Annotated in this window: 10 protein-coding genes; 4 read left to right on the top strand and 6 right to left on the bottom strand. The window is 41.3% G+C overall.

Translation table 11 applies throughout. The features are described 5' to 3' along the window. Positions 1 to 30: 30 nt before the first annotated feature. The 5 genes from EGN73_RS17030 to EGN73_RS17010 all read right to left on the bottom strand — a co-directional run bounded on the left by EGN73_RS17030 (position 31) and on the right by EGN73_RS17010 (position 7,901). On the bottom strand, positions 31 to 972 hold the full coding sequence (locus tag EGN73_RS17030; RefSeq protein ID WP_219292651.1) for an RraA family protein: 942 nt from the start codon (positions 970 to 972) through the stop codon (positions 31 to 33). Between the two features lie 73 nt (positions 973 to 1,045). Next, positions 1,046 to 2,569, bottom strand: coding sequence for a SusD/RagB family nutrient-binding outer membrane lipoprotein (locus EGN73_RS17025; RefSeq protein ID WP_219292649.1), 1,524 nt, complete (start codon positions 2,567 to 2,569; stop codon positions 1,046 to 1,048). Positions 2,570 to 2,581: 12 nt separating this feature from the next. Further along, the gene (locus EGN73_RS17020; protein WP_246611638.1) at positions 2,582 to 6,064 is read right to left on the bottom strand and encodes a SusC/RagA family TonB-linked outer membrane protein; all 3,483 of its coding nucleotides are present in this window, start codon (positions 6,062 to 6,064) and stop codon (positions 2,582 to 2,584) included. A gap of 141 nt (positions 6,065 to 6,205) precedes the next feature. Next, positions 6,206 to 7,174, bottom strand: coding sequence for a FecR family protein (locus EGN73_RS17015; protein ID WP_219292647.1), 969 nt, complete (start codon positions 7,172 to 7,174; stop codon positions 6,206 to 6,208). A gap of 115 nt (positions 7,175 to 7,289) precedes the next feature. Next, positions 7,290 to 7,901 carry an RNA polymerase sigma factor gene (locus EGN73_RS17010; protein WP_219292645.1) on the bottom strand — a complete coding sequence of 204 codons (612 nt, stop codon included), beginning with the start codon at positions 7,899 to 7,901 and terminating at the stop codon, positions 7,290 to 7,292. A gap of 434 nt (positions 7,902 to 8,335) precedes the next feature. Between EGN73_RS17010 and EGN73_RS17005 the strand changes: the two genes are divergently transcribed. From EGN73_RS17005 to EGN73_RS16990, 4 genes are all read left to right on the top strand, one after another. Next, positions 8,336 to 8,770 (top strand): GNAT family N-acetyltransferase, encoded by a 435-nt coding sequence (locus EGN73_RS17005; protein WP_246611637.1) that lies wholly within the window; start codon positions 8,336 to 8,338, stop codon positions 8,768 to 8,770. Between the two features lie 169 nt (positions 8,771 to 8,939). Then, on the top strand, positions 8,940 to 9,434 hold the full coding sequence (locus tag EGN73_RS17000) for a hypothetical protein (RefSeq protein ID WP_219292643.1): 495 nt from the start codon (positions 8,940 to 8,942) through the stop codon (positions 9,432 to 9,434). Positions 9,435 to 9,840: 406 nt separating this feature from the next. Then, positions 9,841 to 11,004 (top strand): pyridoxal phosphate-dependent aminotransferase, encoded by a 1,164-nt coding sequence (locus EGN73_RS16995; RefSeq protein ID WP_219292641.1) that lies wholly within the window; start codon positions 9,841 to 9,843, stop codon positions 11,002 to 11,004. Between the two features lie 9 nt (positions 11,005 to 11,013). After that, on the top strand, positions 11,014 to 12,129 hold the full coding sequence (locus EGN73_RS16990; RefSeq protein ID WP_219292639.1) for an AEC family transporter: 1,116 nt from the start codon (positions 11,014 to 11,016) through the stop codon (positions 12,127 to 12,129). 86 nt (positions 12,130 to 12,215) lie between these two features. Here the strand turns inward: EGN73_RS16990 and EGN73_RS16985 are convergent, their stop codons facing one another. After that, positions 12,216 to 13,670 (bottom strand): amidohydrolase family protein, encoded by a 1,455-nt coding sequence (locus tag EGN73_RS16985; RefSeq protein WP_219292638.1) that lies wholly within the window; start codon positions 13,668 to 13,670, stop codon positions 12,216 to 12,218. Between the last annotated feature and the right edge of the window lie 124 nt (positions 13,671 to 13,794).

Genomic DNA, 13,794 nt, shown 5'->3' with positions numbered 1-13,794 from the left:
TTGTTAGTATTTTGGAGTGATGTTTAGGATTTACCAAGTTCTGTTTTTGAGTATTTCCTGGATTTGTTCCCTGGCTACAGGAAGGTCGTCTATGTGTTCGTTGAGCCAGGAAGAAAAGTCCCTTTCGATTTCTTCGGACCATCTTGTGTCAATCTGTCCGGCTGTATATACTCCTGCGCGGATTCTTTCATGTCCGAACATGTCCCTTAGACGAACCACTTCGGAGGTGATTACGACCCTTTCTGCTAGATGAGGAGGGATAAAAGACACCCCTCCGTCCCTACCTAGGACTACATCTCCGGCCATTACAGTTACCTGCCGGATTTTAGTGGGACGGTTGATCCCGATAAGCATGGTATTGAGGTCTCCCTGCTGATTGTGATGGGAAGGATGGTAGCTGGTAAAAAATGAAGTAAAGCTTCCGATTTCCTTGAGCCCCACTATGTCCCTCAGGGCTCCATCATAAACGATACCTTTTCCTGTCTTGGCAAAAATGGCATTTCCAACATTGTCTCCGATAGTAGGGCCTCCATCATGTATTCCAAACTGATCTGCCACATACACATCATCTTTGATCAGGATGTCCACCGGCCAGGTATTTTGTCCGCGTTTGCCTTCCTTTTTGCCCCTTTCATCAATAGCGTCGTGGATATCAGGTCTTCCAGGCATAAAAGTAGCCGTTACGGCTCGGCCTACAAGGACACTGTCGGGATTGATGGTCTCCCATCCATCTGCATATTGGTATTTGTATCCTGCATTTTTCATCACAGCCCAAGCTTCTTCATGGGTCACTTCTTTCATTCTTCTTAGGATATCATCTGAAACTTTCGGTCTGCCATCCGGGTACCGCTCTCCTTCCCATTTGGAAGTCAGAAATAACATTTCTTCTTTCTCGATCTGTTGGGAAAATGCCTGTTGGGCAAAGAGGACCGACAGTAGTAGAACAAATGCATAAGGGTTTACTTTAATCATGTTGGTTATTGGTTTGAGTTAATATAAATAAAAATGCAGGCTTAGGTAAGACCCAAGCCTGCACAATAATTTTTTATGGAGTATGCCACCAGACCCTTGTTTCGAGATTGTCAGGTCCCTGCTGGCTTATGGCTTGCTGTACATTCTCTGAATTTACTGAAATTTCTGAGTTAGGATAAGTAAGGCGGTTGATAAAAACGACTTCTCTGCCCGGATATGGATTGGGCTCGAGGTCAGGATAACCGCTCCTCCTGAAGTTGGCAAAAGCTTCAGGGCCGTTCATCAAGGAAGAAACCCAATACTGAGTATTGATTTCTTCCAAAGCATTTTGGCTGTTAAGGGGGTTGGAAGCGATATATGCAGCGATATCTTCCTCAGGGATTTCGGATAGAGGGTCATATGAAGCAAGTTGTTCCATATGAAGCCGGATACCGTTGGAGTAAAATTCAGCTGCATCACCGCTGATCCAGCCTCTGCTTGCAGCTTCTGCCAATAGAAGGTTGGTCTGGGAAGCCGTCACAATAAAATTGGGCGCATTTAGTTTGGCAATCCTTCTTCTGTCGATCTGGCTGAACTCATAAAAGCTGACCAGACCCATGCTGGCTGCGCGCTGCACTGCTGTAGCATTGTCCAGTCCCATAGGCATGCCGATCTGAAGATCAGGGTCAAATGTCTGCCTGTCTACAGTTTGGGCGGACCCTGAGCCTGCACCAACATACCTTACTGCAATGGCCCGGAGTCTTGGATCATTGTTTTCCCTTAGGTAATTGACAAATGGCTCTGTCATAAAGACATTGGAAGCTTCGGTGGCATTAAGTGTGTTTCCGATCGGATTTAGGAAATTGTTGTCATGCCGGATTACCGCATTGTCTTCATTCTCCAGAATCACCCCATTGCTAAACGCAGTCTGGGCGATTTGCTGGGCCCTGGAAGGGTCCACTCGACTCAATCTCATTCCGGCTCTTAACAGCAGGGAATTGGCAAATTTTCTCCATTGGTCAATATTGCCCCGATAAAGTATTTCTGCCGTTTCATTGTTGCTTCCGGCAGCTCCTAAAGCATTCCCGGCCTCTGTCAATTCCCTGATGATCTGATCATAAATGAATTCCTGAGTGTCATATACAGGAAAGAAAACCTGATCGGAGAATCCAGCACCGGCTTCGGTATAAGGGATCGAACCATAAGTGTCAGTCAAAACCAAAAATGCATTGGCTTGTAAAATCCTCGTCATTTGGTACAGATCACTTCTGGTAGGGTCATCTTTGATCCTGGAAATGATATCTTTTGTGTTTTTGATCACTTCCCGGTAGTACACCTGCCAGTTATTTTGGGTAGAAGCCCTGTTGTCCTGATTGTAGTTGGCCCCGGTAAGAACTCCTGAGTTGGGCGAAATCAGTTGCTGTACAATGCCAAGCTCATAAACCATGGTTCCAAATGAGGAAGCAGATGAGTTGATGATGGCTTGGTTAAGCTGGAAAGCCGGATTAATACTTGTGGCATCCACCCGATTGGTATTCCAGTCGTCGAAGTTTTGGTCGCATGACGGAATGACCATCATCACCATAGCTATAAGTATATATTCTATTCGCTTTTTCATGATAGTGTCCGGTTAGAATTTAACATTTAGATTGAAACCTAAACCCCGTGTGCTAGGTAAGCCTGTGGCTTCCAAACCTACCAAGTTGTCAGAGGTGTAGCCAAAAGATTCAGGATCTATATTATCCACCCACTTTTTGAGGATAAATACATTATTGGCTACCAGACTTAAGTGCATAGATTGGAAAAATCTGTTGGGAGGGATGACTCTGCTAAGGTCGTATCCCAGAGTGACCTGTCGGAGCTTCCAAAAACCCGAGTTGTACACAACTGGCTCTACCAAGCCAAGTGACCTTACGACTTCCCAATACGTTTGCACAGGTGCTGCCGTAGTATTGATTTCTCCACTTTCTGTGACACCTTGACCAACCACACCCCCTTCTCTTCCTTCTAAGGTCATTTTATGTAAGCCATGTCTTACAGCATTGAAGTTGGTGCCGGAAAGCATGGTGCCTCCTAAACGGAAGTCAACAAGAAAGGAGAACGATACGCCATTGTAATTGAAGGCGTTGTTGATACCACCCACCCATCTTGGGAGGGCCGAGCCAAAATTGATCAGGTCATTTGACCTTAGAGGCAAGCCATTTCCACCATAGATAATATTACCTGCATCATCTCTTCTAAATCCAAAACCTGCAACCTGTCCCATTTCTTCACCAACAATTTGCCTTAACTCACCATTGAATACGTGGGTACCCACAGTGATTCTTTCACCTGGTTCATCTGAAAGCAGTGACAGTACTTTGGTTTTGTTGTATGCACCGTTGATAGAAGCTTCCCAAAGGAATTTTTCGGTTTCTATTGGGATGATTCTCAAGAGACCTTCAACGCCTCTGTTTCTACTTTGTCCGCTATTGATGGAAGTCGTTTGAAAGCCTGAGGCATCAGAGATTTGGGCGCTTACGATCTGGTCAGTGGTGATTTTGTTGTATGCCGCGATATCCAAATTGACACGTCCATCCAAGAAAGTCAGCTCAAAACCTGCTTCAAGCTCTGACACCCTCATTGGTCGTAGGTTTGGATTGGGGAGGGTAGATCCCAGTGGAAATCCTACCGGTTGACCATCAAACAGGTTGGCGTTGACCCCATAGAAAAGGACATTGGAATAAGGAGCTACATCCGCATCACTTCCTACCTCAGCATAAGCCAATCTGAATTTTCCAAAGTTGAGAAATCTGTTTGTTGACAGGTTTTCAGTAAAGACATAACTGGCAGCGATGGAAGGGTAGAGGATGCTCCTGTTTTCTGGAGAAAGGGTTGAAAACCAATCGTTTCTCAAGGTTCCGTTTAGGTAAAAGGTCTTTTTGTAAGAGAACTCAGCAAAACCAAAGACAGAATTTACCGCTCTTTCGGAAAACTGATAGATCGGATCTTTGACCCTTCCGTTTTGAACAGTGTACAGATCCCTGATAATAAAGTCAGTTACCTGAACGGAATTTCTATCGGAAGAACGGTACATGTGGTTGCCTCCAAAGGTCCCCGTAAGTTCGAAGTCGCCAAAGTCTTTTTGTGCAGAAATGAACATGTCCGCATTGATTTCCCTAAACCTTCTTGATTCTTGGGTGTACAAACCATTAACAAAACCTGCTGGGGCCGGTGGCCTGGAAGCCTGTCCGTGCGGGAAGTTATTGTAATCCTGATCTCTTGACCAATAGTCCTGTCCGACACGTCCCTGAATATAAAGCCAAGGTGTGATGTCGTATTTCACAGCAACATTTCCAAATATCCTGTCCCTTTTGATATTCTGGAACTGCTCGTTGAGCGTGAAGAATGGATTGGTTCTGTTCCTGAATCGTGAATAGACTGTTTCGTTTCCGTCTGCATCAAGGTAATTTTCCCTCAACAAATCCAAAGGCATGGAATTGGCCATATTGTAAATAGCCGTAGGAATGGAATTGTCTTGCTCTGCAACGTTGGGCGGATTGAAATTTTGCTCATGCGAGTAGTTGACATTGCCTCTGACATTGAGTTTTGGAGTCAGGTTATAGTCAAAGCCCAGATAAACGGTTTTTCTATTGAAGGTATTGTTTGGAACAATTCCTTTGCTGTTCATATCTGAGAATGAGAATGTCAATCCTCCGTTTTCATTTCCAGCCGAAAGGGAAATCGTATTGGTCAGGTTCTGTCCATTTCTGAAAAAGTCATTGATGATTCCTCTGACCGGTACATAAGGGACAGTGATACCATCAAAGAGAACTTGGGTCATTCCCGGTTGGAACCTTTCACCAAAAGACCATTGCCCTGATGTGGGATTGGGAGAAGTCGGACGTATACCTCCCTCACCTTGTCCATATTCATATTGGTAGTCCGTGAAGTCCAGTGGCCTTTCATTGGTGTAGTTGACATTATATGTAACACCTATCCCTTTGGTGGTCGATTTGGTTTTGGTAGTGATCATGATCACCCCGTCTTTAGCCCTACTGCCGTAAAGTGCAGATGCAGCTGCTCCCTTCAATACCGTCATGTTTTCTATGTCATCGGGATTGATACTGGAAAGACCATCCCCACCATCTGAAGTCATTCCACCACCTCTATTACCAATTGAATTGTCAGCGGCATTGTTTCCTGGGTTTGTTCCGAAGTTAGTGTTGTCTATAGGGATACCGTTGATTACAATCAATGGATTGTTCTGGCCGGAAATAGAAGATTGTCCCCGGATCCTGATTTTTGATGTTCCACCAGGACCGGTACCAAGGGGTGAAATATTTACTCCGGCCACTTTACCGACCAAAGCGTTCATCATATTCGGAGTTCTATTGACAGTAAGCTCCTCGGATTTCACCGTAGAAGTAGCATATCCAAGACTTCTCGCAGAACGCTGAATACCCAATGCAGTGACGACTACCTCTTCCAGGCCTTGAGTGTCTTCTACCATGACCACATCTATTACGGACCTGTTGCCTATTTCAATAAACTGGGTAGAATAGCCAATGTATGAAAAGACGAGCGTAGCACCCTCAGGTACTCGCAGACTGTAATTGCCATCAATGTCTGTGATGGCTCCTGTGGTGGTTCCTGAAACAGATACGGCAACTCCCGGAAGGGATTCTCCTTCCTGATTTGTGACTCGCCCTGTAATTTCGACCTCCTGTTCGTTGATCTGGATTTCTATATTGGCAGGTCCCTTGGAAGAGTTGACAGGTCTGACACTGATGGTATTGTTAACCTGCTTGAAGTGCAACCGCCTTTGGTTGGCAATGTCCAAAAGGATGTCAGAAACTCTTCCTTCACGCTGGGAAAGCCGAATGGTGTTTGTGTTTTTGAGGCTTCGGTGCGTGTAAAAAAAGCTGTATTCGGTTTTTAATTCAATGGCATTCAGAATTTCTTCTAAATTTCCTTCCTGGATCTCAAGCCGGACAAAAACTTCATCTATGCTTTTGATCTGGACCATTTTGCTTTCAGCAAAGGCTAGGGATGTGGTTATGGTCAGGAAAAGGGAACAAATCGTTACCCGTTTGAAGACCATAATCATTGTTTTGTAAAGTTTGGTACACATATTCTGGGTTTTTTGTTGTTTACAAACTAATAATTATGGTAATACTCCTTTATCGGCATTTTAGTACTTATGCCAAATCTGGAATGTGGGAAAGCATCATGCTTTCAAAAGTTGTTTTTTTCTTGTGTTTCATAGGCTTGATTATTTAAAATTTAGTTTAACATCTTTGTTTTCGATTGTATATTCAAATTCTATTGAGTGGGATAGTGCTTCCAATACATTGTCCAAGTATTCGTTGGGTTTGAATTTTCCTGAACATTTGTGGTAGGGGATTTTTCCTTTTATCGTGGAAAAACTTACTCCATACCACCTTTCTAGGGTGAAAAGTACCTCTTCAAGAGGCTTGTCTTCGAACTCCAGGATGCCACTCTTCCACTGAATGGCCTTTTCTATAGCTATGTCCTTATTTCGTAGAATCCTGTCTTTATGGGCATAGCCGATTGATTGTCCCGGTTGTACAAAAAATGATTCTTTGCTATTGTCTTCAGTATCTTCGATTTTGATTTTTCCACTTGAGAGACTGATCAGGATTTCTTCTTTTTCTTCATATGCATTTATGTTGAAGCTGGTGCCAAGGGCAACTGTAGCAATGTCTCTAGTAATGACCTTAAAAGGTCTGGTGCTGTCTGACATTACTTCAAAAAATGCCTCTCCTGTCAATTCCAAGACCCTTGACTCATTGAAATTGGATTTGTAGCTAATACTGCTCTCTGAATTGAGGTGAACTGTACTACCATCAGAAAGAGTGACTTTTAGTTTTTTTCCTTTCGGGGAGGTCCTGGTAATTTCTTTTGGGATTTCACTGAGCTGGTATTCTACTGGAGGTGTACTTTGGCTGTTGAAGTAAAATACTGCAACAGCGGAAAGTAGGATCAAAACAGTTGCAGCAATATTTTTCCACTTAAAAGGTGTAGGAAGTGACCGTATTTTTGTTATTTTTTGATCAGTAGCTCCATCCTTATGGTCAAAATTTTCCCATTCTTTTTCTATCCAAACCTGTGCTGCCTGCTCCCCCTCGGGGCTGTTGATCCAATTCAAAAAGCGTTCAGCCTCTTGCTTTTCCATCAATCCTTTTTGAAATTTTTCAAAATCCTCGTATCTGAACTGCATATGATTCTCAGCTATATTATATTGTATATAGTCTGATGGGGGAATATTTACTCAGTCCTGTGATAGAAAAAGTTATAAAATTTGTAAAAAAATATCTTTAACGGAATTTAATGAGTCAATGAAAATTGGAGATAAATGTCATAATAAGCATAAACAGCTTTTTGATGGGTATTTGGTATTCTTTTTCCACTTCAGCCCTTAATTTTTTGGATGCTTGGTAAAAGTGATTTTCAACCGTTCTTTTAGATAGTCCCAATTTTTTTGCAATCTCATCTGAACTGAAATTTTCAAAACCCTTCCATAGAAAAATCTGCTTTTGCTGTTTTGGCAATTTTTCAATGACTTTGGAAGAAATCTCCACCAACTCATCAAAATTCACTTGGTTTTCAGTTTGCACAGAAAGATTTTCTGAAAAATGAATGGCGTATTTTTGAAAAGCTATCTTTCTTGCATCAGCTTTAATCTGTCGGTACAGTTTTGACTTTAGGATGGTTAGCAAGTAAGCATTGAAAGATAATTCGGGATTGAGCTGCTCTCTTTTTTTCCAAATAAATAAAAAAATCTCTTGGGCCATTCCTTCTGCATCTTCTTTGGAAACGTGCATACGCTGTGCAGTATGTATGAGCTTGGGAGCAAACATATCGAAAAGTCTTGTGTATGACTTTTCATCGCCTGCCTTTACAAGGGTAACCAGGCTACGGACTTCGGTGTCAATAAGGTTATTCATAGGTTTGAGCTCATGAAATTAAATAAAATATATTATTGATGGTAAAAAAATTTCGTATTTGTTTGACAAGTCAAAATTAAAAATTTCCCAAGAGGGATAGTGAATGGTTTAATGATATAAATGGGAAAGATCTTAAAAATTATAATGGTGGGTCTTTTTAGTTAAGTCGATATGATATCTTAATTGAAAGAGAAATTTTCAAGCTTCTTAAGTTTGAATTGAGGTACAGTTTGGCAAGTGGAGAGTATTTTGCAATTCAATGTTTTTACAGTACCCCATAAGGCAAAGGGTTTATTTAACTAATTTTGCGGGTTTATTTTTGATTTATGGTCTAACTGTATTTTAAGCGGTTAAACAAAATATAAATATTTCGTTTTAATTTATAACATTAAATAATACCTAAAAATGATATTCTAATTTTAACAGATTTAATATTGATAAGGGAAATTTGTTTGGAAGACGCTTTGCCAGTGAGGCAAAGAACCATTTGGGAGGATAATGATTCTGATTTGGTCATGTTGCCTGATGACCATAAGGCGATGCATTTTGGACTTTTTGTGAACCGGGAGTTGGTATCAGTTGTATCTACCTTCGAGACAGGAAAAATAGTACAGTTTAGAAAATTTGGCACACTGCCAGAATGTAGAAGAAGAGGTTATGGGTCGAAACTGCTGGTGTTTATGATTGCATTCATGGAGAAAAGGAATATTTCCAAAATATGGTGTTATGCAAGTTCTGATCGGATCGACTTCTATTCAAATTTCGGTTTTGTTTTAACCTCCATAAAATCGAAAAGGGAGGGTATTGAATATGTTGTGATGGAAAGGAGAAAAGTTTCAATGCGGATTACTTTGGCCGAAAATGCTTAGAGCTAAGACCGGTCTTGGCTGATGATCTGCCTCTTTGAAGTCAGTCAATTTTTATGATCCAGTCTATCTTAAAATACTTTAACTAAGATCTGTGTAGCATTCTTCTTACTTTTGCCGTTCAGTAATTGTTGTTTTTCAACTCATTTTATATTTCAAACTAAATGCTCTTATGCGAAAATTATTAAGTTATTTACCCCTAATTCTATTTGTAATTTGTATTGTTTCCTGTACTGCAGACGACGAAGATGAGAATCCTTGCGGCAATGAAAACTTTACACCCTTTCTATTGCAGGTAGTGGACCAAAGTGGCGAGAATATTCTGGCCTTTGAAGAAGTTGATCCAAGTGAAATCCAGATTTATTATTTAAACGATGAAAATGAAGAGGAAATGGTGGATTTCATGGTTTACAACAGCAGTATTGGAGCACCTTATATTTTTTCGAGGCAAATGACCATTTTGAGTATTTCTGAGGTTCACGACTTTGTGATAAGGCTAAATCCGGACAATGAGGTACAGTTAAATTATATCGTGAACTTTTCAGAAGATACCGGTTGTAGGGTATATGATTATGAAGCTAGAGACCAAAACAACAATGAATTGCAGCTTTCTACAGAAGGAAGTCCCCGAACTTACTTGGTCACAGTTGCTTTTGATCCGGCCTAAGATCTTTTATATATTGACTAAATTATCCGATGTGTATTGGAATACCAATCAAGGATGTTCCCGGAAAACTAATTTCGAATGATTTTCGATTTTTTCTTAAATCCCTGTGATTAAAGATTTGAGTTAAATTTTGAACCAATAAACAAATAAAAACCAATGATTTTTTAATTATTGGTTTTTTTATTAACCTTAATTTGTAAATTAGGTTCGATTTTAGTTCAAACAGGTCCCCTTCATACCTGTCTGAATTTAATCAGGAAAAATCAGGGATTTTTATTCCTTCTATTCAAAATTAACTAAACCCAAAATAAAATTTACTTCTATTGACTGTTCTGTGATGGGACAGGAAAAGAGTATTTTCTCGGATTTTGGAATAGCTTAATAAATACCTATAAACATCAATAATATGAGTATTACCATGAATAGAAGACACTGGATCAAATCCGGTTTAATGACTTTAGGGGCCATTGCGGTAGGTCCTTCCATTTCATTTTCAAAAGAAGAATCATCAAAGGCCAGGTCAGTGATCAAGGAGGTTCTTCCTGACTTTTCTTTCAATGAATCAAGAATTCTTGCACGGCTCTCGGCCAATGAAAATCCATATGGTCCATCCCCTAAGGTGTTGGAAGCCGTAACTTCGTCCCTTTCTTCCGGCAATAGGTATGGGCATGCTGATGCGGCCACATTGATCAAAATGATTGCAGAGAAAGAAGGTGTGACCCCTGATCACATCATGTTGGGGCCTGGGTCTTCAGACCTGCTAGAAAAAACAGCCTTTGTACGCTTTATGGACGGAAAAGGGAATATAGTTTCTGCTGATCCTGCATATATGTCTATTATCCATACCGCTGAATCCCTTGGAGCCAATTGGAAGCCTGTCAAGCTGAAAGGGGACTATTCGCATGACCTCTCGGCCATGGAACAAGCTGTGGATGCTGATACCCGATTGGTATATGTCTGCAATCCAAATAATCCTACAGGCTCCATTACAGATCCTGTTGCATTAAGGGCATTTTGCTCAAAAGTTTCTGCCAAATCTCCCGTATTTGTGGATGAGGCTTATCTGGAGTTCCTGGATAATCCCGAATCCCATACCATGGTTGGGCTCGTTTCGGAGAGTAAAGATGTGATTGTGGCTAGAACATTCAGCAAGATCCACGGTATGGCAGGGATGAGGATAGGGTATATCGTAGCTCAACCAGAAAGAATCCAGAGTATTACCAATAAGGTGCGAAGTACCATGGGGCTGTGCGTAACTTCTCTCAAAGGGGCGATTGCCAGTTTGCAGGACACGTCATTTTTGGAGAGCTGTAAAGAAAAAAATGCAGCATGCAGGGATTTCGCTTCAAGTGAACTGTTTGCCATGGGTTATGAGGTGATACCATCTTATACAAGCTTTATGCTTTTCCCTATTTCAATGGAAGGAAAATCATTTATGAAAAATATGTATGATGAGGGAGTTGGTATAAGGGTGTTTACCATAGAAGACCAGCCTTATTGTCGTGTGAGTGTAGGGACAATGGAAGAAATGGAGTTGTTTGTAAGCACTATCAAAAATTTAAAAGCCTGATTTTTTATTATGAGTTTAGCTTTACAAAAGACACTTTCGCTGATTGTGTTGATAGGCTTGGGAGTTTTTCTAAAGAGGAAAATCGTCAATGAAGACCAGGTAAAAGGTATAAAAACCATTGTCCTGGACATGGCGCTGCCAGCTATGATCTTTGTGGCCTTGATGAAGATTGAAATCAATGTGGACCTGTTCTTTTTACCTGTTTTGGCTTTGGTGTTCAATCTGATCATGCTTGGTGCGATGAAATACTTGATGCCATTCTTCGGTATCGAAGCAAAAACCCCTGCCATGAGAACCATGATGCTGATGATGCCCTCACTGGCACCTGGCCTTACTTGTTTTCCATTTGTAGTAGCTTATTTGGGAGATGATGTTTTGGCATGGGCAGCACTTGCTGATATTGGAAATAAGCTGTTCGTCCTGATTTTTGCTTATTTGCTTGCCATGTCGATGTTTTACAGGCATCAAGAACTCGTATCCCAATCGAATGGACAGAAGATAAAGCAGCTGCTTTTGGCCATGTTGCAAGAGCCGATAAACTTGGTCATTTTGGTGGCGATAACTTTTCTGTTGTTTGGGTTGAATATGGAATCTCTTCCTGGATTTATGACAGAATCTATTCTGATGATGAAAGACATGATGACTCCATTGGTTCTGTTGTTTATCGGGATAGCGGTAGTATTGAAGTGGGATCAGTTAAAAATGATCACTTCTCTGCTTTTATTCAGGGCTGGGATTACATTTATATTAAGTGCTATAATAGTATTTGCACTTCCTTTGCCGACTGAGGCAGCTGTATTGTTGGCTGTAGTTTTTCCTCAAAGTGCTGTCAGCTTCTGGCCATTTGCACACATGGCTGCTGTGAGAAAATTGGAAAGAGACAAAAATGCGAACATGAAAAAAGAGCCAACTTTTGATCTGGAGCTTGGGATCAACTTACTGGCAGTATCCATGCCATTCAGTACTTTACTTATCCTGGGAGTTTTCTCTTTTGGAAATTACTTTACAAATTATCTTAACCTTCTGATCATAGGGGCAATTCTGGTCATCGCATCCGTTATTCCAAAATTTGTGAAAATGATTGCTGGATCTGATTTCTCTTTGAGCAGTGCTACATCTGATTAATATAATTTAAATTTTATTTGCCGATTTGCTTTCAAAAAAAAGTATGGGAAGTCCCTTAAAATCTCCTTGAGAAAGTGTTAAAAGCATCACGCATTTTCAGCTTTCTTGATTAGTTTGTTAAGAGCCTCTTTAGCTTCATTATAGATGGAAGATTCATCTACTCCTATGAGTTTTCCATCTTTTTTCCGAAGTATGCCATCTATCCATACAGCGTCAATGTTGGAGGGCTGTGCTGCTTCCACTATGAGATCAATGGGGCTGTGGACAATTCCCATATTGGGAGAGTGGGTGGAAATCATGATGATATCGGCTTTTTTACCCACAGTTAGGGAACCTGTTTGATCTTCTATACCAAGAGTCCTCGCTCCTTCAATAGTTGCCATTTCCATCACCCTTTTGGCACTTATGCTGAATTCATCCCTGGTTTGGGCAGTGACAATATTGAGGAATACTTTCATGATGGCAAACATGTCTGCATTTCCACTTAGGGTGGTGGTGTCCACCGAAAGTCCGATTTCAGCTCCGGCTTCCAGCATCTTGTCCAAGGGTGGAAATCCATATCCTATTCTCAATTCACTGTAAGGGGAAATGCTGATAGGTGAGCCTGCCGCAACCATGGCTTCCAATTGTGAAGTGCTGGCGTCCATTCCATGAACGAGTTGTATGTCAGGAGCCAAAACGCCGGATTTTACAAGTTTTTCCATCACCTCCCCGGCACTGGCGTGTACAGAAATGGGCAAATCCATATTTCTTGCCTGCTCCAATTCCCAAAGACCGATTTTTGTTTTGCTGTCAATACCAGGGTGTCCGCCAAGGCCTCTCCAGGCAAACCCCAAATGCATCAAATCTGAAGTACCGCTGAGGTTTTTCCAATTAGCTTTGAGGTTATGGATTATATCAAAATCCATAGGTTCTTCCGCATCTTGTCCTGAGGCTGATCCACATGAATATCTTGCTCTAAGCCCACATTCTACAAGTGCTTTGATGCCTGCTTCTGCGTGATTTAGGCTCCTTACATTGTGGCTCCAATCATGGACTGTGGTGATGCCGGAATTAACAGCTTCAATACCAGCCAGTAAGGTGCCCAGATAAAAATCATTCGGACTGAAGTGGGGCCCAAGTCCTGAGGTAGTTTCAAAGTAGCCTTTACCAGGTTTACTTGTGGCCATACTTTTAAGTAGGGCAGTCCACATGTGCCAATGGGTATCTATCATCCCTGGCATGATGATTTTGTCTTTTCCGGAAATGACTTCGGCATCGGTTGTGCTGAGGTTCTTTCCTATGGATGCAATCTTTCCACCCTTTATGTGGATATCATGGTTTTCCATTTCTCCGTGTTCAGGATCCATAGTGATCAGGTAAGCTCCTTTGATCAGGTAGTTTCCCTTTCTCAATGGTGAATTTTCAGGGGTTTGTCCGGTGTATGATCCCGGTCTTCCCAAGGAAGAAGAGGCATTACCAGCGAAACCCAAAACTCCCAAGGATACAGCTTTGGTTAAAAAATCTCTTCTGTCGAAATCAGTATTTTGTTTTTTCTTCATAACAAAAATTAGGAAATGAAAACCTGGAAAATTGTAAAGAATTTGGAATGCTGCAAATTCTTACTACATAATATAACTCTATATCAAGCGTAAAGTTGCTTAGAGTTATAGTTGTATGGGTGTC

It is taken from the genome of Arthrospiribacter ruber (assembly GCF_019343195.1).
Lineage (GTDB): Bacteria > Bacteroidota > Bacteroidia > Cytophagales > Cyclobacteriaceae > Arthrospiribacter > Arthrospiribacter ruber.
This window is presented reverse-complemented; position numbering and strand designations above follow the sequence as displayed.